We start from the raw sequence: 24,482 nt of genomic DNA on the forward strand, positions 1-24,482 counted from the left end.
ATATGGCGTGGGGACGGAAAAACAGCGGCGGACGCCGGGAGCCGATGTTCGGGCTCGCCGCATCGTTGGCCGAATTGCGTCTCGGCCCGCAGGATCGCGTGACGGTCGCCGACGACAAGCCGAAGAATAAAACCACGAAGCGCAAGGCGGCCGGCCCGGACAACAGTGCGCCGCGCGCCGGCAAGCCGCCCGCCGGCCGCGGCGGCAGCAAACGCAAATCCAAGGGCGCCGCGCGCGGCGGCGTCTATCGACTGTTCTATTGGGGCGCGGTGCTCGGCCTGTGGGCGGGAATAGCGGTTGTCGGCGCCGTGGTCTGGGCGGGCGCGCATCTGCCCGCGATCCAGTCGCTGGAAATTCCGAAGCGTCCGCCGACCATCCAGATCACCGGCCTCGATGGCAGCGTACTGGCGACGCGCGGCGAAATGGCCGGCAGCAACATTTCGCTCAAGGACCTGCCGCCCTATCTGCCGAAGGCCTTTATCGCCATCGAGGATCGCCGGTTCTATTCGCATTACGGCGTCGATCCGCTGGGGATCGCGCGCGCGGCGGTGGCGAACGTGATGCATCGCGGCGTCAGCCAGGGAGGCTCGACCCTGACGCAGCAGCTCGCCAAGAACCTGTTTCTGACCCAGGAGCGCACCATGCTGCGCAAGCTGCAGGAGGTTGAACTCGCGCTGTGGCTGGAACGCAAGCATTCCAAGACCGAGATTCTCGAACTCTACCTCAACCGCGTCTATTTCGGCTCCGGCGCCTATGGCGTCGAGGCCGCGGCGCAAAGATATTTCGGCAAGTCGGCGAAAAACGTCACGCTTCCCGAGGCCGCGATGCTGGCGGGCCTGGTCAAGTCGCCGTCGCGACTGGCGCCGAACCGCAATCCCGAAGGCGCCGAGAAGCGCGCGCAGACCGTGCTCACCGCAATGGCGGACGCAAAGTTCATCACCGAACCGCAGGCGCAGGTCGCGATCGGCCATCCTTCCTACAATGTGAAGGCGCCCGGCGCCGGCACCGTCAATTATGTGGCGGACTGGATCGGCGAAGTGCTGGACGACCTGGTCGGCCAGATCGACCAGAACATCGTGGTGGAAACCTCGATCGATCCGAAACTGCAGGCCATCGCCGAAGCCTCCATCATCGACGAGCTTGCGGCAAAAAGCGTGAAATTCAATGTCAGCCAGGGCGCGCTGGTGGCGATGACGCCGGACGGCGCGGTGCGCGCCATGGTCGGCGGCCGCAATTATGCCGACAGCCAGTACAATCGCGCGGTGACCGCGAAGCGGCAGCCGGGCTCGGCGTTCAAGCCGTTCGTCTTTCTCACCGCGATCGAAGCCGGAATGACGCCGGAGACGATCCGGCAGGATGCGCCGCTCGACGTCAAGGGCTGGAAACCGGAGAATTATACTCACGAATATTTCGGCGCGGTGACGCTGACGCAGGCGCTGTCGATGTCGCTCAATACTGTGGCGGTGCGGCTCGGCCTCGAAGTCGGGCCGAGAAACGTGGCACGCACTGCATACCGGCTCGGCATTTCATCAAAACTCGACGCCAATGCCTCGATCGCGCTCGGCACCTCGGAAGTCTCGCTCACCGAACTGGTCGGCGCTTACGCGCCGTTCGCCAATGGCGGACGAGGCGTCGCCCCGCACGTCGTGAACAGGATCCGCACCGTGGAAGGCAACAAGGTGCTTTATGCGCGGCCTGTCGATCAACTCGGCCAGGCGATAGCTCCGCGCCATGTCGCGATGATGAACACCATGATGCAGGAAACCCTAGTCAGCGGCACCGCGCGAAAAGCCGAGATTCCCGGCTGGTCCGCCGCCGGCAAGACCGGCACGAGCCAGGATTTCCGCGATGCCTGGTTCATCGGCTACACCGCCAACCTCGTCACCGGGGTCTGGCTCGGCAATGACGACAACTCGCCGACAAAAAAGGCCACCGGCGGCGGCCTGCCGGTCGAGGTCTGGACACGGTTCATGAAGACCGCGCATCAGGGCGTGGCGGTGGCGGCATTGCCGGGCGCGCAAGCCGGCGGTTTGTTGCCGAATTTTGCGCAAGCCAACTCGCAGCCCACGCCGGCCGTCAATGCGCCGGGGAGTTCAGGCAGGCCCGCGCCGACGCGAACCTCGGTGCGGCCCGAGGCGGCCAGCGGACTCGACGGCTGGTTGATGGATCGGCTGTTCGGGCGGTAGAGGCACGTGCCCCGGACGCAGCGCAGCGCGTAGCTCTTGCGAAGCGGTGCGCTGCAGAGCCGGGGCCCAGCTATCTTCGCTAAACCGGGGTCCCGGCTCTGCGGAGCGGCATGAAGAATGCCGCACCGCGTCCGGGACACGACGCCCTCAATCCTGCACCCCGTAGCGGTGGAGGTCGTTGCCGCTCGTATCGAGCCAGGTCTTGGCGCGCTCGACGTGGTCGCAGACCCGCGCGACCACCCTCCAGAACCGCGGCGAGTGGTTCATCTCGACCAGATGCGCGACTTCGTGGGCGGCGAGATAATCCAGCACAAAGGGCGGCGCCAGAATGAGCCGCCACGAGAACGACAGCGATCCTGCGGACGTGCACGAACCCCAGCGGCTCGACTGATCGCGGATCGACAGCCGTTTTACCCGGACACCGAGCGCTGCGGCATAGGACTGCGCCGCTTTTTGCAAATCGCGGCGGGCTTCGCGCTTGAGATAATCGCCGATGCGGCGCTCGATATGCTCGACACCTCCGGCCACGCAGAGAATGCGCTCGCCGCTGTCACGCGTCTCGGTCCAGACCGAGCCGCGTTGACCTGAGCGATGCACGATCCGGTGCGCGACGCCGCGCAATGGAACCACGGTGCCCGGAAGAAACGGCGCTGCCTTCGGCAAGCGGCCAAGACGTGCGGCGATCCAGGCGCCATGGCGGTGCGCGAATTCTTTGGCGTCGGCGAGCGTGCCGCGCGGCGGCATGGTCAGGATCGCCTCGCGATCGCTTGGATGAATGCGCAATGTGTAGCGCCGCGCGCGGCGATGCCGTCGCAAACGTATCGAATAGATTTGCGAGCCATGCTTGACGAGGAGGCGGGAAGGTTCGGCGGGGCGTCGGTAAAGGAGGGCGCGGGCGGCCATGTCTGCTAGTCCGGACAGCGGGAAATCGCCCGGATTCTGCCATATCCGCCGCCAGTGAAATCGCTCGGCGCAAAAACAAATCATTTGCCCAATATACAGGGGCACATGGCCAAAAGCGCTCTACCGGATGGGGTCCGGAACAAAAAACTTTACCTCAAATCCTTCAAATTCGGGGCTCCAAACAATGAAAGATTACTCATTCTTTCAAGATATTCGAGGCCGGCATTTCCGCGGGCGATTTCAGCGGCTTAAGCGACCGCCGTCGAATCAACCCGCCGTTCACCGCTGAAAACCGGCCGACGCTTGATTCAGCTATGGTTTTGTCGCGCGCTATTCCGCAGCGGCCGCCAGCGGCAGCTTAACGCTGGCCGCCGACAGCATGAAATCGGAAATGCGCGGCACGATCTCCGACTTGAATCGGGAACCGTTGAAAACGCCATAGTGTCCGACGCCCTTTTGCACGTAATGCACCCGGCGATTATCGGGAATCGAACTGCACAATGCGTGCGTGGCCTCGGTCTGACCGAGACCGGAGATGTCGTCTTTCTCGCCTTCCACGGTCATCAGCGCGACGCGGGTGATTTTCGACGGATCGACCGGCTTGCCGCGATGGGTCATCTCCCCCTTGGGCAGCGCATGCTTGACGAACACCACATCGACGGTCTGCAGGTAATATTCGGCCGTGAGATCCATCACCGCGAGATATTCGTCGTAGAAATCGCGGTGCTTGTCGACCAGATCGCCGTCGCCCTTCACCAGATCCTTGAACAGGTTCTTGTGCGCGTCCATGTGGCGGTCGAAATTCATGGTGATGAAGCCGTTGAGCTGCAGAAAGCCCGGATAGACGTCCCGCATGAAGCCCGGATGCGGGAACGGCACCTTGCTGATGACGTTGCTGCGGAACCACTCGATGCCTTTTTCCTCGGCGAGGTTATTGACGCCCGTCGGATTACGGCGGGTGTCGATGGGACCACCCATCAGCGTCATCGATATCGGAACGTAAGGATCGTGTTCGGCTTCCATGATGGACACCGCGGCCAGCACCGGCACCGAGGGCTGGCACACCGCGATAATATGCATATTGCCGCCGAGTTCGTGCAGCATCTCGATGACGTAATCGACATAGTCATCGAGATCGAAACGGCCTTCCGCCAGCGGCACCATGCGGGCGTCGGACCAGTCGGTGATGTAGACTTCATGGGTCGGCAGGAACGCTTCCACCGTGCCGCGCAGCAGCGTTGCGTAATGGCCGGACATCGGCGCCACGATCAGCACGCGCGGCTGTGGCGCGCGCAACGGCCGGGTCAACTTGCGATCGAAGTACAGCAGGCGGCAGAACGGCTTTTCCCACACCGTGCGAATCTCGACCGGCGTGCGCACGCCGTTGACCTCGGTATCGTGGAGGCCCCATTCGGGCTTGCCGTAGCGGCGCGTGGTGCGCTCGAATAACTCGCAGCCCGCGGCGATGGATTTGCCGAAATCGGTGTGCGACCACGGATTGAGCGGATTCTGAAACAGAATCCTGGTGGCGTCGGTCACGGCGCGCGCCGGATTGAGCGAGGCCTGCCCCATCTCGTACATCCAGTACATCGGCGTCGTCAGCGCCGCACTGCCTTCACCCGGCAGGGCCGGCGGCCGGCCAAACTCACCAATCGGCATATGTTCCTCGAAACCCGGTTTTGCGTCGCAATATAGTGGTGGTTGCGTAGTAAAGCGTCAATGAGCTGACCACCTTATTCATATGGTAATCGGCGCATGGCCCCATGATTGTGGCTCAAAAGCCGCTATTCGCCACTTTGGATCAAGGAACCGTGCCGCCGCGCGCTGTTCAAAAGCCCAAGAAATATCGCGAATGAGACAATCAACAGCACCGCGTTGATCAGCAACGCGTCCATCATCAGGTCGGCGCGAAACACCTGGTCGATCAAGAGCGCCCGCATGCCCTCGAACACATAGGTCGGCGGCAGCGTCCACGCAAGGAGTTGGAGCCAGTACGGCAGCACGCTCACCGGATAGTAGACGCAGGCCAGCGGCAATATCCCGAACATCACCGTCCACACGATGCTCTCGGCGCCCAGCCCGTTGCGCAGCACGAGCCCGGACACGAAAATGCCGAGCGACCAGCTGGTGAAAATGAGATTGCAGAAGAACGCGATCAGCGGCAGGCCGAGGCTGTAGAAATTGAAGTCGAAGAAAACCATCGCCAGCAGGGTCATCGGGATGACGCCGATGGCGAGCCGGATCAGGCTCATGATCATCAGCGCGATCAGAAATTCGATCGGCTTCAGCGGGCTCATCATGAGGTTGCCGAGATTGCGCGCCCACATCTCCTCCAGAAACGAGATCGAAAATCCGAGCTGCCCGCGGAACAGGATGTCCCACAGGATGATCGCCCCGATGAAGGTCCCCCCGGCGCGCGCGAAGAACCCGGCATTCTGCGCAATGTAGGTCTGCAAAAAGCCCCATGTCACGATCTGCAGGGCCGGCCAGTACAGCAGTTCGAGCAGCCGCGGCCATGACGAGATCAGCAGATACCAGTAGCGCAGGATCATCGCGCCGATGCGGTGCGGCGCGATGCCCCGGTGGCGGTCGATGGTCCGGAGGCTGCTCATGACGCGCTTTCCTGGGCGCGGCCGCGCGCGACGTCGAGAAACACCTCCTCCAGCGTCGCGCGGTTGTAGCGCAGCATGATCTTGTCGGGGCTGTCGTCATCCTCGATGCGGCCGCGTTTCATGATGATGACGCGGTCGCACAGCCGCTCGACCTCCAGCATGTTGTGGGACGCCAGCAGGATGGTCGCGTTGTTGGCCTTGCGATAGGAAATCAGATGCTGCCTGATCCAGTCGGCGGTGTCCGGATCGAGCGACGCCGTCGGCTCGTCGAGCAGCAGCAGTTCGGGCTGGTTGATCAGCGCCTTGGCCAGCGCCACCCGCGTCTTCTGCCCGGAGGATAGTTTCCCATTGGGACGGTCGAGGAACTCGCTCAAGTCCAGATCGGCGGCCAGCGCCTCGATGCGCTCGCGCAGATTCCTGACCGCATAGAGCCGGCCAAACACGGTGAGATTCTGCCGCACCGTGAGCCGCATCGGCATGTCGACATACGGACTTTCGAAATTCATCCGGCCCAGCACTTCGGCGCTTTGCTCGGGCATCGAAGCGCCCAGCACTCGCACGCGCCCCGAAGTCGGCAGCACCAGCCCCATGATCATCGCGATGGTGGTGGTCTTGCCGGCGCCATTGCCGCCGAGCAACCCGGTGATGCTGCCGCGCGCGATACGAAACGATATATCGTCGACGGCGCGGGTGGTCTTGTAAACCTTGACCAGATGCTCGGCCTCGATCGCCGCCGATCCGGTTGGATCGGGCAAGGCGGCCCGCGATGTTTCCTGAATCGTCATGCGGGCCGTTCATTGGGCCATAGTCGCGGCAAGCGCAAGGCTTCGCACGTGTCCCGGGCGCGATGCAGCGCGTAGCCCTTGCGAAGCGCTGCTTCGCAGAACCGGGACCTCGCTCCTTGCGCGCTCGTACCCGGGGCCCCGGCTCTGCAGCGCACCGCTTCGCAAGTGCTACGCGCTGTGCTGCGTCCGGGGCACGAGAGGCAATTTGTGATCCGCCGATCGCGCGGCTAAACTCTGCTCAATGACCGACGTCGCAGCCTCCGATTTCCGCCATCCGCGCCGCTATGTCCGTCTGGACACCATTTTGCGGCTGCGCTGGCTTGCCGCGCTTGGGCAGCTGGCGGCGATTTTTGTCGTGGTGCAGGGGCTCAACTTCGATCTGCCGATCATCCCCTGCGTCGCCATCGTCGGCCTGTCGGCGCTGCTCAATCTCGTGCTGCAGATCGCGTTCGATCCGATGCAGCGGCTGGAGCCGGTTTATGCCGCGGCGCTGCTGGCATTGAACATCGCCGAACTGGCGGGACTGCTGTATTTTACCGGCGGCCTGCAAAATCCTTTCTCGTTTCTGTTTCTGGCGCCGGTGCTGATCTCGGCGACGGCGTTGCCGATCCGCCTGACCATCGCGCTCGGTATTCTCGCCGTTGCCTGCGCCTCCGTGCTGGTGTTTTTCCATCTGCCGTTGCCTTGGGAGGGCGAAGAGCCGCTGGAGCTGCCGCCGATCTATCTGTTCGGGGTCTGGCTCTCGATCGTGCTCGCGATCGGCGTCACCAGCCTTTATGCGTTCCAGGTCACCGAAGAGGCGCGCAAATTGTCCGACGCGCTCGCCGCCACCGAGCTGGTGCTGACCCGCGAGCAGCACCTCACCCAGCTCGACGGCCTCGCCGCCGCAGCAGCCCATGAGCTCGGCACGCCGCTCTCGACCATCTTTCTGATTGCGCGCGAACTCGAAAAGTCAGTGCGGGACAACGGCGCGCTGGCCGGCGACCTCAAGACCCTGCGCGAGCAGGCGCAGCGCTGCCGCGATATTCTCGCCAAGATCACGCAACTGTCCTCGACCGGCGCGCCATTCGACCGCATGCCGCTGTCGACCTTGATCGAGGAAGCGGTGGCGCCGCACCGCGATTTCGGCATCGCGATCAAGGTAAGAATCGCGGTCGCCGGCGCCAGCGAGCCGGTGGGCATACGCAACCCGGCGATCCTCTACGGCGTCGGCAATATCCTGGAAAATGCCGTCGATTTCGCGCGCGGGGTGGTGGAAGTGAATGCCTGGTGGAATGCCGATGCCGTCGAAATCGTCATTTCCGACGATGGGCCGGGCATTGCGCCGGATGTACTGAAGCGGATCGGCGAGCCTTATTTGTCGCGGCGCCGCGGCGCGGACGACGCTCAAGGCGAGCGCAGCGGGCTCGGGCTCGGCGTGTTCATCGCACGAACGCTGCTGGAGCGCACCGGCGCAAAGGTGTCATTCACCAACCGCACATTTCCGGACCATGGCGCCGTGGTGCAGATCGCGTGGCCTCGCGATCGTTTCGAAAGCACTGAAATCGTTAGCGAATCGGCGAACTAAAGTTGCGCCGGCCCGTGCTCAACTTTGTGCGGCCTTGGCAGCACCGTGCTGCCGCGCCATATGGTAGGGTGCCCCAACCAGAGGATTCCGACGTGAATGCCATTGCCGAACTGACAGGCCACACAGACCGCTCGCTGCTGATCGTCGAAGACGACAAGCCGTTCCTGGAGCGCCTGTCGCGCGCGATGGAAACCCGGGGCTTCAACGTTACCTCATGCGAGAGCGTTTCGGAAGGCCTTGCGCATATCGGAAAGGCGGCGCCGGCCTTCGCGGTGGTGGATTTGCGGCTTGGCGACGGCAACGGCCTCGACGTCGTATCGGCGCTGAAGCGCCAGCGCCCCGATGCGCGCGCCATCGTGCTCACCGGCTACGGCAATATCGCCACCGCCGTCACCGCCGTGAAGATGGGCGCGGTCGATTACCTGTCAAAACCTGCCGACGCCGACGATGTGGTGGCAGCGCTGCTGGCGAGCGGCACCGAGAAGTCGGAATTGCCCAACAATCCGATGTCGGCCGATCGCGTGCGTTGGGAGCACATCCAGCGCATCTACGAGATGTGCAATCGCAATGTCTCGGAAACCGCACGGCGGCTGAACATGCACCGCCGCACCCTGCAGCGCATCCTGGCCAAGCGCGCGCCGCGCTGAGGCTTTCTTACCTCTCCCCTGCGGGGAGAGGTGCAACATCAAAACTCGCCGTGGCCCTGCGGATCGATCAGCCGGTTGATCCGCTGCGCGGCGGCCAGCCCGAACCTTATCGTCATCAGCTTGCGGGTCGGCGCCGGCAGGCGATGCTCCGGCGCTTCGCAATGCAGATGCGCGCCATAGGCGTCGGCGACGATCAGGCCGGTATCGGCGGGGAAAATCTCGCACGGCAGATCCTGCGTGAAGGCAAAGAACAGCCGGTCGCAATGCGCGCGATAATCCTGCCATTTCTGGTCGGCGCGCAAATCCTCGATCGAGGATTTGATCTCGACGATCCAGATCTCGCCGCGCTCGTTCAACGCCACCAGGTCGGCGCGCCGGCCCGACGGCAGCGGCAGCTCGCTGATGCAGGAAAATCCCAGCGAGCGCAGCAGCCGCGCCGTGCCGCGCGCGATCGCGAGCGCCGTCTCGGACTGACGGCGGTCCGGCGGGGGCACAACAGAGAGATGAACGGCTTGCGATTCCATTGCCACGAAGCTTAACCGATTTTCCCGATGAGAACAAACAAGCAACCACGACAAAGTGTGATGATTTGATAGGCGGCAATGAACCCAGCCAGGGCAAGGCGAGGCGTCGGGAACCCAGAGCAGCCTAGCCGGCTTGGTAGCCGGTGGCAGCTGGATCAGGGGCGCTCCCCGCATGATCGATGATCTCTGGTATAAGAACGCGGTTTTCTACTGCCTTTCCGTCGGCACCTATATGGATGCCGACGGCGATGGCATAGGCGACTTCAAGGGACTGCTGCGGCGACTGGATTATCTGCATGGCCTCGGCGTTACCGCGATCTGGCTGATGCCGTTTCAGCCCTCGCCCGGCAAGGACGACGGCTACGACATCTCGGACTATTACGGCGTCGATCCGCGCTACGGCACGCTGGGCGACTTTGTCGAGTTCACCCACGGCGCAGAACAGCGCGGCATGCGCGTCATCATCGACCTCGTGGTCAATCACACCTCGGACAGGCACGCCTGGTTTCAGCACGCCCGCAGCGATCCGAAATCGAAGCATCGCGACTGGTATGTCTGGTCCGACAAGCGGCCGGCCAATGCCAATACGGGCATGGTGTTTCCCGGCGTGCAGAAATCAACCTGGACGCACGACAACGAGGCAAAAGCCTGGTACTTCCACCGCTTTTACGATTTCCAGCCCGACCTCAACACCTCGCACCCGGAGGTGCATGCGGAAATCCTGAAGATCATGGGGTTCTGGATCCAGCTCGGCGTCTCCGGCTTCCGGATGGACGCGGTGCCGTTCGTCATCTCGACCAAGGGCGCGAAGGTCCGAAAGCCGGTCGAGCAATATGACATGCTGAGGTCGTTGCGGGAGTTTCTGCAGTGGCGCGAAGGCAACTCCATCATATTGGCCGAGGCAAATGTGCTGCCGGAAACCGACATGGAATATTTCGGCCATGACGGCGACCGCATGCACATGATATTCAATTTTCAGGTCAACCAGCATCTGTTCTATGCGCTGGCGGCGTCGGACTCGCGCCCGCTCGCCAAGGCGCTCGGCGCGACAAAGCCGCGGCCGGCAACCGCGCAATGGGGGCTGTTTCTGCGCAATCACGACGAACTCGATCTCGGGCGTCTTACAAAGGCCCAGCGCAGTACGGTGTTCAAGGCCTTCGGTCCCGACAAGAACATGCAGCTCTACGATCGCGGCATCCGGCGGCGGCTGGCGCCGATGCTGGGTGGCGACCGCCGCCGTCTCGAACTCGCCTACAGCCTGATGTGCACGCTGCCGGGCACGCCGGTGATCCGCTACGGCGACGAAATCGGCATGGGCGACAATCTCGGTCTGCCCGAGCGCAACTGCGCGCGCACGCCGATGCAATGGTCGACCGAGCCGCATGGCGGTTTTACAAAGAGCGACAGGCCGTGTTCGCCGGTGATCGACAAGGGCCCTTACGGCTACGATCACGTCAACGTCGCAAAACAACGGCGCGATGCGAATTCGCTGCTGAACTGGACCGAGCGCATCATCCGGATGCGAAAGGAGGTGCCGGAAGTCGGCTGGGGCGATTTCAAGGTGATCTCGGCGCGCGATCCGGCGATCTTCATCATGCGCTATGACTGGCGCAACAATTCGGTGTTGTTCGTGCATAATCTCGATGAGAGGCCGCGCGAAATCTCGTTCGCCGTCGGCCTCACGGGAGAAGAGGGCAAGCTCTTGATCAACCTGCTGTCGGAAGATCACAGCCGCGCCGGCAAGAACGGTAAGCACACACTGATGCTGGAGGCTTATGGTTATCGCTGGTACCGCTGCGGCGGACTGGACTACCTGCTGAAACGCAGCGACATCGATCGTGAGGTCAAGCATCCGTCGTGACCCTTGCCACAATCACCGCCGTCATCCTGAGGAGCCGCCCAATTGCGCGGCGCTCGAAGGATAGCCGCGAGCGCTTGTTGCCCATCCTTCGAGGCTCGCCGTGAAGAACGGCGAGCACCTAGGATGACGGCGGTGTGTGCGGCAGGCGGATGATCACACCCTCATTGCCGCGCAGCTCCAGGGTCTCGCCGATCGCCTCGCCTTCACGGTCCATCAGCGTCGACAGCAGGATTTCGCCGCTGAGGCCGATGGTGTCGGAACGAACCGATAAAGGTTGGTCACCGAGATTGAGCGCGATAAGAAGCGAGCCTTCGCCGTCCTGCCGCTTGTACAGCAACAGTTCGCCTTCGGCCGCGAGCGGAACATAGGCGCCGGATACCAGCGCAGGCATTTCTTTCCGCAGTCTGATCAACGCGCGATACAGGCTCAGGATGGATTGCTTGTCGGCGGCAAGGTTGGCCGCGTTCTCTTGTACATGATCGTCCGGCAACGGCAGCCACGGTTGCGCAATCGAGAAACCCGCATGAGGCGTCGCATCCCATTGCATCGGCGTGCGGCAACCATCGCGGCCGACACCGATGCCCGGAACGTTCTTCTCGAACGGATCGCGCACCTGATCCGGCGCAATGGCGACCTGACACATGCCGATCTCGTCGCCGTAATACAGCGTCGGCGTGCCCCGCAAGGTCAGCAGCAACATCGCCGCGACCCGCGCCTGGTCCCGCCCGACCCGGCTCGCAACCCGCGGACGATCGTGATTGCCCAGCACCCAGTTCGGCCAGGCGCCCGGCGGCAGTGCTGCTTCATATTCGGCGATGATCTTCTCGATCGCACGCGCATTCCAGGACGCGGACAGCAGCGCGAAGTTGAACGGCAGATGCGCGCCCGAAAGATCCTTGCCGTAATAGGCGACCAGCCGCTCGAACGGCAGATAGATCTCGCCGATCAGAACGCGATCGTCAAATTCATCGATCACGCCGCGCATTTCCGCGATCACGTCCTGCACCTCTGCCTGATCGGCCGTGTACATTGGCAGCAGGCTTTCGTGCGGCGGACGATTGGGGCGAATAGCCGGGTTGGGCGGATTGTCGCGAAACTGCTCGTCCTTGATCAGATGCCAGATCACGTCGACGCGAAAACCGTCGACGCCCCGGCGCAGCCAGAAGCGCATGACGTCGTAGATCGCCGCGCGCACTTCGCGGTTGCGCCAGTTGAGATCGGGCTGCTGCGCGAGGAAGGCGTGATAGTAATATTGCCGGGTGCCGGCGTCGAGCGCCCAGGCGCTGCCGCCGAATTCCGACATCCAGTTGTTCGGCGCGCCGCCGCCCGCCTGCGGATCGCGCCACAGATACCAGTCGCGCTTCGGATTTTCGCGCGAGCTGCGGCTTTCGACAAACCAGGGATGCTGATCCGAGGTGTGATTGGGCACGAGATCGAGGATGATCTTCAGGCCCGCGGAGTGCGCGGCGCTCACCAGCGCATCAAAATCCGCTGTTGTGCCGAACAGCGGATCGATCCCGACATAGTCCGAAATGTCGTAACCGAAATCGGCCATCGGCGAGGGAAAGATCGGCGACAGCCAGATCGCGTCGATCCCGAGCGCGCTTACATAAGGCAGCCGTTCGATGATGCCCCTGATGTCGCCGACACCGTCGCCGTTGGAGTCCCGAAAGGAACGGGGATAGATCTGGTAGAAAACGCCGTTTCGCCACCAGATGTCAGCGCGGTCGCTCATTCGGAAACCAGACCATCATTGTCGAATGCGAAGGGCAACGCCCGAGTTCGAAGCGAGTTCAATCCACCTTCAAGCATGGCGTCGCGGGCGTGCAGTTCCCGCGCAATTTCCCCTTGGCACCCAGCAAAAAATCGGCATTGTGCGACCATGACAGACCAAACCGAAACCAAGGCAAAGGCCGGCGCGGCGATCATTCCGGTCACGCCGTTTCAGCAGAATTGCACGCTGCTGTGGTGCGAGGCCACCAGGAAAGCCGTGGTGATCGATCCCGGTGGCGACGTCCCGGAGATTCTGGCGGCGATCGAGCAGACCAAGGTCAGCGTCGAGCAGATCTGGCTCACCCACGGGCATATCGACCACGTCGGCGGCGCCGCCGAATTGCGCGAGGCGCTGAAGGTGCCGATCGAGGGGCCGCATAGGGCCGACAAATACCTGCTCGACAATGTCGAGATGAGCGGGCGGAGTTTTGGCATGACCGGCGTGCGCAATTTTGTCCCGGATCGCTGGCTCGACGAAGGCGAACAGGTCCGCATCGGTGAGTTGACCTTCGACATTTTCCACTGCCCCGGCCATTCGCCGGGCAGCGTGGTGTTCTTCAACAAGGAAATGCGCTTCGCCCATGTCGGCGACGTGCTGTTCAACGGCTCGGTCGGCCGCACCGACCTGCCGGGCGGCAGCCACGAAACGCTGATCAAATCGATCACCGAAAAACTGCTCCCCCTCGGCGACGACGTCAGTTTTATTTGCGGCCACGGCCCGGGCTCGAGCATCGGACACGAGCGGATCAGCAATCCGTTCATCAACGGGACGATGTAGCGCCTTTCGCCATTGCGAGAAGCCGACGGGTCCGGCTTTTGGCCGGCCCGATGATAAACTCCGCGACAAAGCAATCCAGTCTTCCTTGCGGCCTCTGGATTGCTTCGCGGAGCCTGTCGTCGGGCGGCGCTCCGCGCCGACCCGTTGCCTCGCAATAACGGCTCCCCAGAAGGAACGGGAGTTTCGCTGGCGCGTTGACCGGAATGGCCAAAGTGCAGCTCCGTCGCGAAGTTTTGCCTCGGCCGGCGCGTTCGGTCAGCCGGCGAACACGCTCGAAAGCCGCGGCGGCGAAAAAACGCGGCGTTCTATCCCGCGAGGCGTTGAGGGCGCGCCGCAAGTTCCTGAGAGTGTTTCCCGGTGGCTTTCGCGACGGGGACTATCTCGATCTGGAGCGCGGCTATAAATGGAACGCGCACAGGCGCTGGGAGGAGGCGCTTGGCGAATCCGCCTTTGAAGGTCTTATCAAGAAGAAGAAATTTGAACAGATCGCGGCGGCCGCGATCAGGATCGAATCCCGGACCAACCTGCTTTTTTCATTTGAAAAAATGGCGCTGCGCGATGCGGTCCGCTCGCCTGCGGGTGCAAAGGCCTTCGCGTTGGCGCTGTTCGATTTGCTTCATGGCGCAGACCCGGTGGAGGTGCGGTTTGGCAATTGGGTGGAGGCGATCGCGCGGTTGCCCCGCCGCAAGACCCGGGTGCTGACCTGGCCGCTGGTGACCGTGTTCGGCTTCATCGCGCAACCGAATACGCATTTCTTCTTGAAGCCGACGGTGACACGGGAAGCCGCGTGGCGCTACGGCGTGGAATTACCCTATGCGTCGCGGCCGTCGTGGCCGCTGTACAAGGACCTGCTGGCGTTTGTGCGGCGGGTGCGTAGCGACATCGGCGACTTGCGCCCGCGCGACATGATCGACATGCAGTCGTTTCTCTGGGTGCAGGGCTCGGACGAGTATCCGGATTAGCCCAAACTCCGCCAGGATCGTGTCCCGGACGCGGTGCGGCATTCTTCATGCCGCTCCGCAGAGCCGGGACCCCGGTTAAGCAAGCAAGCTGGACCCCGGCTCTGCAGCGCACCGCTTCGCAAGAGCTACGCGCTGCGCTGCGTCCGGGGAACGAAGGAGAGAGATTCCTTGCAGGGACGACTCAGGCAGGTGACCCCGACACCATCTCCCGAACCCGCTGCGACAGATTATCGAGGTCGAACGGTTTGGTGATCATCTCCATGCCCGGCTGCAGGAAGCCCTTGGCGATCGCGGCGTTCTCGGCATAGCCGGTGATGAACAGGATCTTCAGATCGGGCCGGGTTTCGCGGGCCTGATCGGCGAGCTGGCGGCCGTTCATGCCGGGCAGGCCGACGTCGGTCACCAGGAGATCGACCCGCTGATTGAGCCGCAGGCTGCGAAGCCCCGCCGGCCCATCGACGGCTTCAAGCACACGGTAGCCCTGATCCTGCAGCATCTCGATGATGACACCGCGCACTACCGGCTCGTCCTCGACCACCAGCACGGTTTCGCCGGCCGCGGCATGCTGATCGGCGGACGCCAAAACGATCCGCTCCGCGGCCACCTCGCCGTGGTGGCGCGGCAGATATAATCTGACCGACGTGCCCGCGCCCAGCCTGCTGTCGATCAGCACATGGCCGTTGGATTGCCGGGCAAAACCGTAGATCATCGACAGTCCGAGCCCGGTGCCCTGCCCGATCGGCTTGGTGGTGAAGAACGGGTCGAAGGCGCGCGCCGCCACTTCCGGGCTCATGCCCGTGCCGGTGTCCGACACGTCGATGCGGATGTAGTCGCCCGGCAGCAGCGCCGGTGTATCGGCGGTGATGTCGTCGATCCGTGTATTGGCGCATGTGATGGTGAGCTTGCCGCCATCGGGCATGGCGTCGCGCGCGTTGATGGCAAGATTGAGCAGCGCGCTTTCGAGTTGGTTCGGATCGCACAGCGTGCACCACAGCCCGGCGGGTGCGACGATCTCCAGGTCGATGGTCTCGCCGATGGTCCGGCGCAGCAAATCCTCCAGCGACACCACGAGCTGATTGGCGTCGACGGATTTCGGTATCAGTGGCTGACGCCGCGCAAACGCCAGCAATCGGTGCGTCAACGCCGCGGCGCGATTGGCCGACGTCATCGCCGCGTGGATGTAACGCGCGACATTCTCGGTCCGCCCCTGATCGAGCCGGGTCTGCAGCAGATCCAGCGATCCGACGATTCCGGTCAGCAGGTTGTTGAAGTCATGGGCGATGCCGCCGGTTAGTTGCCCGACCGCTTCCATCTTCTGCGACTGGCGCAACGCCTCTTCGGTGGCTTTCAGCCGGTCAGTCGCGGCCTTTTCGGCGGTGACATCGCGGGCGACCGCATAGATGTGATCCTTGTCCGACACGCCGGTCCAGGACAGCCAGCGATACGAGCCGTCCTTGTGGCGGAACCGGCTTTCGAATCTCACGGTGGTATCGTCGGCACTCAGTCGTTTGACATGCCGCCGGGTTATTCCGCCGTCATCGGGATGCTCTAGCCATTGCGAGGACCGGTTCAACAGTTCGGCGTCGCTCCAGCCGAGCGTCCTGGTCCAGGCCGGATTGACCGTTTGCCAGATGCCATTGCGATCGGCGACCAGCAGTAAATCTTGCGACACATTCCAGATGCGGTCGCGTTCGCGGGTTTTTTCCTCGACCCGCTCGGCCAGCGTCGCGTTCAGGCTTGCGAGCTGGTCGGCGAGCTTGCGATATTCCTCTTCGCTCTGCCGCAGCGCCCGCTCCGCGTCGACCTGTTCGGTAATGTCGGCGTGGGCGCCGACCAGACGCACGGCCTTGCCGTCCTCATCGCGCTCGATCGTGGACCTGACCGAAATCCAGCGCAACTCACCGTCGCTCGGCCGGACTATCCTGTACTGCACGGTATATTCGCGAACGGCGCCGGCGACGGCGTCGCGGAATTTTTTTTCGGTGGCTTCGCGGTCGTCGGGGTGAATGCGCCGCACCCAGTCTTCGTGCGTCTCGTTGACCGCCTCGGGCGGCAGGCCGTGGATCAGCAAGTATTCCGGCGAACGACGGTTGCGGAAGCCGGTGCGCAGATCGACTTCAAGGCCGCCGATCCGGCCGATCTGCTGCACGCGCGCAAGCTCGGCCTCGCGCTCGCGCAACGCCTCGGCAGCAAGGTGCTCTTTCGTCACGTCGCGGCAGACCACAAGAACGCCGCCGACGCCGTCGGCTTCGTCGATCGGGCTGTAGCCATAGGTCCACCAGACCTGATCGAGCCTGCCGTGACGCGTGACCGGGATCAGTTGATTCTCATGCCAGGTCGCGCCGCCGCCGCTCATCACCTGTTCGATCTGGGGGCCGATGATGGGCCAGATTTCGGCCCAGCAGTCGCGGCCGCGCTGGCCGAGCGCGCTCGGGTGCCGCTCCGGACCCATGGTCTGGCGGTAGGCGTCGTTATAGAACTGAATGAGCTCGGGGCCCCACCAGATGAACATCGGCTGGTTGGTGTTGAGCACAATGCGCACAGCCGTTCGCAGGCTCTGGGGCCAGCCATCCGGCGGTCCGATCGGAGCCGCGGACCAGTCGTGGGCCCGCATCAATGCGCCCATTTCCCCGCCGCCGGCGAGAAAATCCGCAAGTTTTACTCGATGGAAGTCAAGCATTCAGGACAATCTGGCCAGCCCGACCAAAACACCAGCCGGAACTTAGCCCGCCTGTCACCAACGCTGCAACGCGCCGCCTCGCGTTCGGTTCCGGTTTATTTTCGCAATGCTGGAACAAAATTCGGGATTGCTGCGCGCGCCGTTATTTCATGAGGCCCGCGGCGGTCAGAGCCCGGGTGATGACCGCGCTGACGTCGATCGCGGGCCGCCGCGGCGGCTGGCGGGGCTCGGCATGGCGCGGCGACACAGCTATCGGCCAGGGTATCGCGTTGAGTTCCGGAGCGGACGGCGGCGCAAGCGCGGGAGGCGCCACCGTAATCGCCGCAGCCGCAACCGGCTTCGAGAACTCGCTGGGCTGGTGAACCCGATCGATCAGGCCGAAAAAACTGGCGATGTGATACGACGACGAAATTCCGGCCTCGATCATGAATGCGCCCTGGGCGCCGTAGCGCTCATCATTGTCGGCGATCCCGAGCGGGGTGCCGTGGGCCATATCGGTGATGGTGTAGGATTCGACCAGCGTCTTGCCGTCCGCATTCCACCACAGCGCGCGGGGATAGCCGTCGACCGTGGATTGCGACATCGGCGCCGGCGGCAGATGATGCACATCGAGCCACTGCTTGACGATCTCGCTGGCGTTGGACGGATTGACGGTTTTATCGGCGCTGCCGTGCCACACCGAAAGTCTTGGCCACGGGCCCTTGTGCGACGACGCGTTGCGCACGAGATCGCCGAGTTCGCGCGCCGGGCGCGACGGCGACTGGTACATGCCGCTCAAGGCCTGCTGGAGATTGGTGGCGATGCCATAAGGCAGGCCCGCGATGACAGCGCCGCCGGCGAACACTTCCGGATAGGTCGCCAGCATTACCGTGGTCATGGCGCCGCCGGCGGAAAGGCCGGTGACGAAGATCCGATCCTGGTCGATGCTGTGATCGCGCGTCATCCGCGCGATCATCTGCCGGATCGAAAAGGCTTCGCCGCCGTCGCGCACGGTGTCCTCCGGGTTGAACCAGTTGAAGCAGCCGTTGCCGTTGTTTGAGGTCTTCTGCTGCGGCATCAGCAGCGCAAAGCCGTAGCGCTCGGCGAGCGTGGACCAGCCGGCGCCGACGTCGTAACCCGCGGCATTCTGGGTGCATCCATGCAACACCACGACGAGGGGCAATCTCTGCCGCGCCCGCTGGTCGCCGGGCAGATACGAGAACATCCTCAGATCGCCGGGATTGCTGCCGAAGCCGCTGGTTTCGGTCAGCCGGCTGGTTCCGCCCGGGCGATTGAAGCCCCGCGCCAGACCATTCAAGGCTTTGAGTTCGTTCAGTTTTGGCAGGCGCTTTAGAAATTCGATGTTATCGGCGAGGGACACGGCAGCTCCTTTGTGAGAAAGTTATAACCTCACCCTCATCAATTAGTTGCTGCACTGCAAAATAAAAGGCCGTGTGCTGTCAGTTCCCAGGAATCTGGCGGTAACGGCTAACCGGTTCATACGGTGACGCGGCAACGTCAGCTCGAATCGCCGAACGAATCGAAATCTTTGATTTTCTTCATTGCTGTCGATCCAACCCGGCGCGGCGTCTACCTGCAATGTGAGTGCACGACGCCATTCCGCGCCTGAACGCAATTCCGCTTGCGCGCGACCAAACTTCCAGTTGCCCCTCTCGAAGGATCACCCATGACTGCCCCATCGAAGCTGCTCGCCGCGCTCGCGGCGGCAATGCTCACGCTTGCTGGCCGGCGATGCCTCGGCCAAAGCAAAACCCGTCAAGCTTAAGTCCCCAGCGCCGCAGCAAGCGGCCGCATGCCCGCCAACGGCATCAATTTCAAGGCGGCAAAATCCTATCTGGCGTGGCTGTCGCGCAAAGTGGGCCGCACCTACCGGCTGCCCAGCGAATCCGAACGCGAATATTTCGCGCGCGCCGGAACCACGACGCCATTCTGATTCGGCAAGACCATTTCCGCCCAGAACGCCAATTATGACGCCTCCAACAGTTACCCCGGTGGGCCTTATGGCACAGACAGCAAGGCCCGAAACCAGTCGACTTCTATCTGCCCAACGCCGAGGAGTGGACCGAGGATTGCTACAACAAGCGCTACAACGAGGACACGCCGACCGACGGCTCGCCATGGCTGGAAGGCGACTGCAGCAAGCGCATGCTGCGCGGCTGGCTGGATCGGGATGGCGCTGACGCAACGGTCCGGCTACCGCAACGAAACGAGTGTCGTCGCCGGCATGCGAGCGTGGCGGGAAGGGCTATGTCGATGTTTTGTTTCTCAAGGCAGGCTGAAAGAAGTCCGAGCGCCTTGTCACTTATCCCTCAAATCGTTGAGGTATATTTCCTTCACCTTCACCCGCAATGCAACCGGGCTTCGAAACACGGTCGGCGGGTAACGTTCATTGAGCTCCGCAAAGAATGCGTCCCACTTGGCCGCAGAGTCGGCCGGTGCGCGCTTCGTTATTAAGTTGAATATATTGCGATAAAAGTTCCGATGCGAGTCCGATGTCATGACAATCGGGCATTTCATCCTCACTTCTTCAAGACCTGGAGGCGCGGAAGTGGCAAGTGCCGCAGGGTCCAGATATGCAATCGCGAGAGGTCCGTCCGTTACATGAAAGCCGTCGAGCGGCGGCAGTGTCCACGATGAATCGGTTTGAGTACAAATTGTCGTGCCGGGCGGGACGTGGGACCGAAGCCAATCGCGCGGTTCTCGTTTCAGGAGTTGAATGCCAATGATTTCTGATTTTCGCTTGGCGACGGCGGCGGCGTAGATTCCGGAAGAATAGAAAATGCCCGATGCAAAAGCGAACCCACCAACGGCGATGGCTGCGATTTTGACAAGCCGATGTGCAGATGAACTGAGAAGCCGCGCGGCGCCGAACCCGACAACGGCAAAGAACACCGGCAGCAGATGGTATCCGCCGCGCTGGTATTTTAGCGAAGCGGCCGCCGCCGCCACAGAAAGGACGACGAACAACAGCGCCAGGAAAATAGCCGGTCTGGAACGATGAACGATAGCGATAACCAGGGTCGCCGCTGCGCAGGCCAAGTAGAGGACAATAAACGCGGTGCCGTGCCCCATCATCAGGTCGATATTGTAGTACAACGGGGAAGCCCCGACGGTTAACGAGCTCCATGCGCTCACCTGTGCCACCGAGTCTTTGTAGTGCTGCATGATTCCGAGGGGCGTGAGCTGGTAAAAATATCTCAGCATCAGCAACAAAAAAGCCGGCAAGAACGATGCGAAGCCGATGGCGGCGAAAAAAACCAGTCGCTTGATCGTCGTGAAGCGGAAGGCGGCCAGCGCCGCTATGGCCGGAAAAACACCAAGGAATAATCCATTAAGCTTGATCGTGGCTGCGAAGGCCAGCGCCAGTCCGAGCACTACAGCGTGCCGTTTGCGCTCTTGCCCGATTGCGAGAACGCAGGAACAGTAAAAAATGACCATCAGCGGAAATGTGACGAGGAAGTCGACGCGGCCCATGTTTATTTCGACCATCTGCGGCGCCAGAAAAAGCCCGATCGCCATCAGCACGGAAATCGAAATGTATCCGGTGAGCCGATACATCGCGGCATAGAAAATCGTGCAGGCCGCCGCATAGGCCAGGATGTTGGCAAGCAGCGCCGCGCCGAGGGCATAACTCAGGTCGTTGGGAAAATACGAGCGGAGCGCCACGATGTGGCTGCTGGCCAGGCGCAATAGCCCGTCGAAAGCGCTGTAAGCGATAAATTGCCCGTCGAGGTAAACGTATGGAGCTGTTTGAGGTAGAAGGCTGATATCGAACGTCGAAAAGAAGTTTTTCCAAATATCGATCAATTTCCAGCTGAAATCCGGCTCAACCACGAATTCCAGATCTTCCTGACGGAGGCGGAATGCCAGCACCAGGAAGACAAAGAACAGCAAAAGGCCAGTCCGCTTTGATCGCGTCATGACGATGCTCTACTCAGCGAGCGGTGAACGTTCGGCCCGCCGCTCGAGAGTTCTGCGAGATGCTGAAGCAGGCCGCGCATGCTCCAACCGGAAAACTGTGGTGAAGAAGTGGAACCGGATCGGTTCAGATACATCGCAGCCCCCGGATATCGGAACGCTCCTTAGCCGAAGCGCCCCAAGGTGTAAATTCCGCAACAAATGCCGGATTGGCTGGCCATCACATCGGGCCGCGGCAGGCTGAGATTTGGCGGTAGTCCGGGAAGCGCCTTCAAAATGAAAATTTTGATGCGCCATTCTGATCAGAGGCCCTTCAAAAAGCCGATAGCTGAGAAAGCAGACAAAAACCGATATCCCCAGCGCGGATCAGTATCGGACGTCGAAATGGTGGTGGTGCCGAGGGGTTCTTTCATGATGGGAACGCCGGCCGACGAGCCGTATCGCATCAAGGGCGAAGACCCGGTTCACAAGGTGACCATTGCAAAACCGTTCGCGGTCGGGCGCTTCACGATCAGCTTCGATGAATGGGATGCCTGCCTTGCCGATGACGGCTGCAATGGCGTCAAAGGCGACGACCGCGTGTTCGGCCGCGGCCGCCTGCCTGCCCACGGCATCAACTTCGAATCGGCGAAATCCTATCTGGCATGGCTGTCGCGCAAGGTGAGCCGAACCTACCGGCTGCCGAGCGAATCCGAGCGCGAGTATTACCCGCGCCCTGGTTCGGAAAGACCATCTCCGCGCAGAACGCCAATTACGACGCATTCAACAGTTATCCAGGCGGCCGTATGGCACCGCCAGCAAGGGACCGAAGGTCGTCATCTGGCGTCATCAAGCCCGCTGGAAATTCGCAGCCCTATCCCCATGGTCCGCGCGCGCCGGATCGGCGATTCCAAGGGCCATGCTGCGTTGCCGGGGCCGCGCCACGGCCCTGCGGCCCGAGCGATGCAGCCAGCTGCTGCAAGGCGGCGACGCGATTCCCGGTGGAGGGGTGGGTAGCGAACAGGCTGTCCATGCCGTGCCCCGATAGCGGATTGATGATGAACATGTGCGCCGTCGCCGGCGCATGCTCGGCTTGCGGATTTGGAATCCGATGCGCGGCATCGTCGATCCTGGCGAGCGCCGAGGCGAGCCACATCGGCTGGCCGCAAATCCGCGCGCCCATCTCGTCCGCGGCGTATTCACGGGTACGGCTGATCGCCATCTGCACCAGCATGGCGCCGAGCGGCGCGAGAATCATCAGCGCCAGCGAGCCTACAAACCCGGGGCCTTCGCCGAAGAACATGCCGAATTGCGCCAGCATCGACACCGCGCCCGCGATGGTCGCGGTGATGGTCATCAGCAGCGTATCGTGGTTCTTCACATGGGCGAGTTCGTGGGCGATGACACCGGCGAGTTCCTCGCGGGTCAGCGACTGCATCAGCCCGGTGGTGACGGCCACAGCGGCGTTCTCCGGGTTGCGGCCGGTTGCGAAAGCATTCGGCTGCGGATTATCCATCAGGAACAGCCGCGGCATCGGCAGTCCGGCGCGCGCCGCGAGATCGGCGACCAACCGATGAAGCTCCGGCGCGCTGCGGGCATCGACCTCATGGGCGCCGTACATCGACAGCACCATGCGGTCCGAATTCCAGTAGGCGAATAGGTTCGTCGCGCCAGCGAACAGCAGCGCAATCAGCATCCCGCCGGTTCCGCCCAGCAGATAACCGATGGCCATGAAAAACGCCGCCAGCCCTGCCAGAAGAACGGCGGTCCGGAAATAGTTCATGTTCTCCTCCAGCGCCCGACAATGGCGTTGTCGCGGCGCACCTCGAAAGATGGGGATCGACGGCATCGGGGCGCAAGATGCGCCCCGCGGCAGCGCGTCGCGTCGTCCGGCTCCCCCAAAAGCGCATGCCGTTGCGGCGAAGTTGCACCGTGCGGTGCCGCGTCCCGCATTTACAGGCCGCGGCGGCTGGCCTACCAATGCCCCGGACAACGACATCCATCCGGAGGAATACGATGCAGCGCCTGAAATTCGGAGCCTTCCTCGCCCCGCATCATCCGATCGGCGAGCATCCGATGCTGCAGTTCCGCCGCGACCTCGATTTCGTCGAGCAGATCGACGCCCTCGGCTTCGACGAATTCTGGTGCGGCGAGCATCACTCTTCGGGCTGGGAAATGATCGCGTCGCCTGAGATGTTCCTGGCCGCCGCGGGCGAGCGCACTAAACGGATAAAACTCGGCACCGGCGTGGTGTCGCTGCCCTATCATCATCCATTCAACGTGGCGCAGCGCATGGTGCAGCTCGACCACATGACCGGCGGCCGCGCCATCTTCGGCTCCGGCCCCGGGGCGCTTGCCTCCGACGCGCACACGCTCGGCATCGATCCGATGACGCAGCGCGACCGCCAGGACGAGGCGATCGGCATTATCAGGCGGCTGTTCAACGGCGAGCGCGTTACCGCCAGGAGCGACTGGTTCACCATGAACGACGCCGCGTTGCAGCTTCTCCCGCTGCAGGAGGAGATGCCGTTCGTGGTGGCATCGCAGATATCACCCTCGGGCATGACGCTGGCCGGCAAATACGGCATCGGCATCATCTCGCTGGGCTCGATGTCGACGCAAGGCTTGATGGCGCTGCCGACGCAATGGGGTTTTGCGGAGGACGCCGCGAAGAAGGCCGGCACCACGGTGAGCCGATCCAACTGGCGCGTGCTGCTCTCCTGGCACATCGCCGAGACCCGCGAGCAGGCGCAACGCGAGGCCGGCGAAGGATTAATGCGCTGGCACAACGAATATAATGTCGGCACCTTGCAGCGGCCGGGCCTGCAGCCGTTCACCTCGCCCGAGGATGCGGTCGAAAAAACCGCCGGCGGCGAGGCCGCGGCCTCCACCATCGGCACCCCGGACGATCTGGTGAAGACCATCAAGAACCTGATGGAGGTCAGCGGCGGCGTTGGCACCATCGTCGGCTTCGTGCACGACTGGGCCAATCCGGAAAACACCCGCCGCAGCTGGGACATGGTGGCGCGCTACGTGATCCCGGAAATCAACGGCTACACCGCAAAGCTGCGCGAGTCGCAGAAATTCGTGATCGAGAACCGCGCGATATTCGAGCGCGCGGGGCAGGCGGTGATGGCCAAGATCATGGAGAACGACAAGGCCGCCGCGGCCCTGCCGCTCACCGGCCCCGGCCGCGTCGCGATCCCCACCATCAACGCCCCGGACCTGCAGAAGGAGGCCGCGAAAAGGAAGGCGTAAATTCGTAGGGTGGGCAAAGCCATCGGGCGCGCGAACGCGCGTCCGATCG

General features: G+C 62.7%; 18 protein-coding genes and 1 pseudogene. 9 read left to right on the plus strand and 10 right to left on the minus strand.

Going from position 1 to position 24,482, the window contains the following annotated elements; all coding sequences use genetic code 11:
• The first annotated feature begins 2 nt into the window (after positions 1-2).
• The gene (locus tag VGP39_RS19855) at positions 3-2,186 is read left to right on the plus strand and encodes a PBP1A family penicillin-binding protein (protein ID WP_327569799.1); all 2,184 of its coding nucleotides are present in this window, start codon (positions 3-5) and stop codon (positions 2,184-2,186) included.
• 147 nt (positions 2,187-2,333) lie between these two features.
• Here the strand turns inward: VGP39_RS19855 and VGP39_RS19860 are convergent, their stop codons facing one another.
• The 4 genes from VGP39_RS19860 to VGP39_RS19875 all read right to left on the minus strand — a co-directional run bounded on the left by VGP39_RS19860 (position 2,334) and on the right by VGP39_RS19875 (position 6,486).
• Entirely contained in the window at positions 2,334-3,173 is an 840-nt protein-coding gene (locus VGP39_RS19860) for a SprT family zinc-dependent metalloprotease (RefSeq protein ID WP_327569800.1), read from the minus strand.
• Positions 3,174-3,419: 246 nt separating this feature from the next.
• On the minus strand, positions 3,420-4,748 hold the full coding sequence (locus VGP39_RS19865; RefSeq protein ID WP_327569801.1) for a polyhydroxyalkanoate depolymerase: 1,329 nt from the start codon (positions 4,746-4,748) through the stop codon (positions 3,420-3,422).
• 125 nt (positions 4,749-4,873) lie between these two features.
• Positions 4,874-5,701: an ABC transporter permease gene (locus tag VGP39_RS19870; protein ID WP_327569802.1), complete on the minus strand. Its 828-nt coding sequence runs from the start codon at positions 5,699-5,701 to the stop codon at positions 4,874-4,876.
• Positions 5,698-6,486 carry an ABC transporter ATP-binding protein gene (locus VGP39_RS19875; protein WP_327569803.1) on the minus strand — a complete coding sequence of 263 codons (789 nt, stop codon included), beginning with the start codon at positions 6,484-6,486 and terminating at the stop codon, positions 5,698-5,700. Before VGP39_RS19875 ends, VGP39_RS19870 begins: the two co-directional genes overlap by 4 nt.
• Positions 6,487-6,727: 241 nt before the next feature.
• Here VGP39_RS19875 and VGP39_RS19880 point away from each other — a divergent pair, with 241 nt between their 5' ends.
• Both VGP39_RS19880 and VGP39_RS19885 read left to right on the plus strand, forming a co-directional pair.
• A complete protein-coding gene (locus VGP39_RS19880; protein WP_327569804.1) occupies positions 6,728-8,053 on the plus strand; it encodes an ActS/PrrB/RegB family redox-sensitive histidine kinase in 1,326 nt (441 codons plus the stop codon).
• Between the two features lie 92 nt (positions 8,054-8,145).
• Positions 8,146-8,700 carry an ActR/PrrA/RegA family redox response regulator transcription factor gene (locus VGP39_RS19885; protein ID WP_327569805.1) on the plus strand — a complete coding sequence of 185 codons (555 nt, stop codon included), beginning with the start codon at positions 8,146-8,148 and terminating at the stop codon, positions 8,698-8,700.
• 38 nt (positions 8,701-8,738) lie between these two features.
• On the opposite strand, the gene VGP39_RS19890 is transcribed toward VGP39_RS19885, so the two are convergent.
• A complete protein-coding gene (locus VGP39_RS19890; RefSeq protein WP_327569806.1) occupies positions 8,739-9,224 on the minus strand; it encodes an MmcB family DNA repair protein in 486 nt (161 codons plus the stop codon).
• A gap of 172 nt (positions 9,225-9,396) precedes the next feature.
• Between VGP39_RS19890 and VGP39_RS19895 the strand changes: the two genes are divergently transcribed.
• On the plus strand, positions 9,397-11,085 hold the full coding sequence (locus tag VGP39_RS19895) for an alpha-amylase family protein (RefSeq protein WP_327569807.1): 1,689 nt from the start codon (positions 9,397-9,399) through the stop codon (positions 11,083-11,085).
• Positions 11,086-11,203: 118 nt separating this feature from the next.
• Here VGP39_RS19895 and VGP39_RS19900 read toward each other — a convergent pair whose 3' ends face one another.
• On the minus strand, positions 11,204-12,820 hold the full coding sequence (locus VGP39_RS19900) for an alpha-amylase family glycosyl hydrolase (protein WP_327569808.1): 1,617 nt from the start codon (positions 12,818-12,820) through the stop codon (positions 11,204-11,206).
• A gap of 147 nt (positions 12,821-12,967) precedes the next feature.
• Here VGP39_RS19900 and VGP39_RS19905 point away from each other — a divergent pair, with 147 nt between their 5' ends.
• Complete coding sequence (locus VGP39_RS19905) at positions 12,968-13,636, plus strand: MBL fold metallo-hydrolase (RefSeq protein WP_327569809.1); 669 nt, start codon at positions 12,968-12,970, stop codon at positions 13,634-13,636.
• A gap of 212 nt (positions 13,637-13,848) precedes the next feature.
• Complete coding sequence (locus VGP39_RS19910) at positions 13,849-14,598, plus strand: hypothetical protein (RefSeq protein WP_327569810.1); 750 nt, start codon at positions 13,849-13,851, stop codon at positions 14,596-14,598.
• A gap of 181 nt (positions 14,599-14,779) precedes the next feature.
• On the opposite strand, the gene VGP39_RS19915 is transcribed toward VGP39_RS19910, so the two are convergent.
• A complete protein-coding gene (locus VGP39_RS19915; protein WP_327569811.1) occupies positions 14,780-17,278 on the minus strand; it encodes a PAS domain-containing protein in 2,499 nt (832 codons plus the stop codon).
• Between the two features lie 142 nt (positions 17,279-17,420).
• Positions 17,421-18,638 (minus strand): PHB depolymerase family esterase, encoded by a 1,218-nt coding sequence (locus VGP39_RS19920; protein WP_327569812.1) that lies wholly within the window; start codon positions 18,636-18,638, stop codon positions 17,421-17,423.
• 432 nt (positions 18,639-19,070) lie between these two features.
• On the opposite strand from VGP39_RS19920, the gene VGP39_RS19925 reads away from it, so the two are divergent.
• Entirely contained in the window at positions 19,071-19,211 is a 141-nt protein-coding gene (locus VGP39_RS19925) for a formylglycine-generating enzyme family protein (RefSeq protein ID WP_327569813.1), read from the plus strand.
• Between the two features lie 365 nt (positions 19,212-19,576).
• On the opposite strand, the gene VGP39_RS19930 is transcribed toward VGP39_RS19925, so the two are convergent.
• Positions 19,577-21,172: a hypothetical protein gene (locus tag VGP39_RS19930; protein WP_327569814.1), complete on the minus strand. Its 1,596-nt coding sequence runs from the start codon at positions 21,170-21,172 to the stop codon at positions 19,577-19,579.
• Between the two features lie 438 nt (positions 21,173-21,610).
• On the opposite strand from VGP39_RS19930, the pseudogene VGP39_RS28205 reads away from it, so the two are divergent.
• Positions 21,611-21,901 (plus strand): annotated as a pseudogene (locus VGP39_RS28205) (formylglycine-generating enzyme family protein); the annotation flags it as partial.
• Positions 21,902-22,049: 148 nt separating this feature from the next.
• Here the strand turns inward: VGP39_RS28205 and htpX are convergent.
• On the minus strand, positions 22,050-22,958 hold the full coding sequence (htpX, locus tag VGP39_RS19940) for a zinc metalloprotease HtpX (protein WP_327569816.1): 909 nt from the start codon (positions 22,956-22,958) through the stop codon (positions 22,050-22,052).
• Between the two features lie 233 nt (positions 22,959-23,191).
• On the opposite strand from htpX, the gene VGP39_RS19945 reads away from it, so the two are divergent.
• Positions 23,192-24,433, plus strand: a complete 1,242-nt coding sequence (locus VGP39_RS19945) for an LLM class flavin-dependent oxidoreductase (protein ID WP_327569817.1) — start codon at positions 23,192-23,194, stop codon at positions 24,431-24,433.
• Positions 24,434-24,482: the final 49 nt, after the last annotated feature.

Source organism: Bradyrhizobium sp. (genome assembly GCF_036009065.1).
Lineage (GTDB): Bacteria > Pseudomonadota > Alphaproteobacteria > Rhizobiales > Xanthobacteraceae > Bradyrhizobium.

Bases quoted from the DNA above. Each gene is read 5' to 3' on its own strand.
- VGP39_RS19860 (WP_327569800.1), bottom strand. From the start codon at position 3,173: ATGATTTGTTTTTGCGCCGAGCGATTTCACTGGCGGCGGATATGGCAG.
- VGP39_RS19875 (WP_327569803.1), bottom strand. From the start codon at position 6,486: ATGACGATTCAGGAAACATCGCGGGCCGCCTTGCCCGATCCAACCGGA.
- VGP39_RS19880 (WP_327569804.1), top strand. From the start codon at position 6,728: ATGACCGACGTCGCAGCCTCCGATTTCCGCCATCCGCGCCGCTATGTC.
- htpX (WP_327569816.1), bottom strand. From the start codon at position 22,958: ATGAACTATTTCCGGACCGCCGTTCTTCTGGCAGGGCTGGCGGCGTTT.
- VGP39_RS19895 (WP_327569807.1), top strand. From the start codon at position 9,397: ATGATCGATGATCTCTGGTATAAGAACGCGGTTTTCTACTGCCTTTCC.
- VGP39_RS19890 (WP_327569806.1), bottom strand. From the start codon at position 9,224: ATGGAATCGCAAGCCGTTCATCTCTCTGTTGTGCCCCCGCCGGACCGC.
- VGP39_RS19915 (WP_327569811.1), bottom strand. From the start codon at position 17,278: ATGCTTGACTTCCATCGAGTAAAACTTGCGGATTTTCTCGCCGGCGGC.
- VGP39_RS19945 (WP_327569817.1), top strand. From the start codon at position 23,192: ATGCAGCGCCTGAAATTCGGAGCCTTCCTCGCCCCGCATCATCCGATC.
- VGP39_RS19855 (WP_327569799.1), top strand. From the start codon at position 3: ATGGCGTGGGGACGGAAAAACAGCGGCGGACGCCGGGAGCCGATGTTC.
- VGP39_RS19870 (WP_327569802.1), bottom strand. From the start codon at position 5,701: ATGAGCAGCCTCCGGACCATCGACCGCCACCGGGGCATCGCGCCGCAC.
- VGP39_RS19925 (WP_327569813.1), top strand. From the start codon at position 19,071: ATGCCCGCCAACGGCATCAATTTCAAGGCGGCAAAATCCTATCTGGCG.
- VGP39_RS19865 (WP_327569801.1), bottom strand. From the start codon at position 4,748: ATGCCGATTGGTGAGTTTGGCCGGCCGCCGGCCCTGCCGGGTGAAGGC.
- VGP39_RS19900 (WP_327569808.1), bottom strand. From the start codon at position 12,820: ATGAGCGACCGCGCTGACATCTGGTGGCGAAACGGCGTTTTCTACCAG.
- VGP39_RS19905 (WP_327569809.1), top strand. From the start codon at position 12,968: ATGACAGACCAAACCGAAACCAAGGCAAAGGCCGGCGCGGCGATCATT.